Source organism: Neobacillus drentensis (assembly GCF_036966985.1).
GTDB classification, from domain to species: domain Bacteria; phylum Bacillota; class Bacilli; order Bacillales; family Cytobacillaceae; genus Neobacillus; species Neobacillus drentensis_E.
Genome location: NZ_JBALSN010000808.1, coordinates 1 through 232, shown reverse-complemented (window position 1 = coordinate 232; position 232 = coordinate 1). Strand labels below are relative to the sequence as shown.

The window sequence follows — 232 nt, the reverse complement described above, 5'->3', positions numbered from 1 at the left end:
TGAAAATAGAAGCTATATCGACATACTCACAGAAGCAGAAGCCACATACGCTGAACATCTTGGATCATATGGAGGTGGAGCTTAACCTCAAAGATGGTACGCTTCAGCTTGAAAAAGAACATCTTTTTGACATGGCGGCACGGGTGAACAAAAAGAGAGCCTTTTTATTTGTTAGCAAGGTGCTCGGGAAACATATGCCTGTTCACCCGTTGAAACCACTCCTCGTCTCAGG

1 protein-coding gene is annotated in these 232 nt (G+C 44.4%); it reads left to right on the top strand.

Annotation, left to right across the window (positions count from 1 at the left end; all coding sequences use genetic code 11):
• Positions 1 to 68: 68 nt before the first annotated feature.
• On the top strand, positions 69 to 232 hold a 164-nt coding region (locus V7659_RS31930), incomplete at its 3' end, for a phosphoribosyltransferase domain-containing protein (protein WP_335543974.1).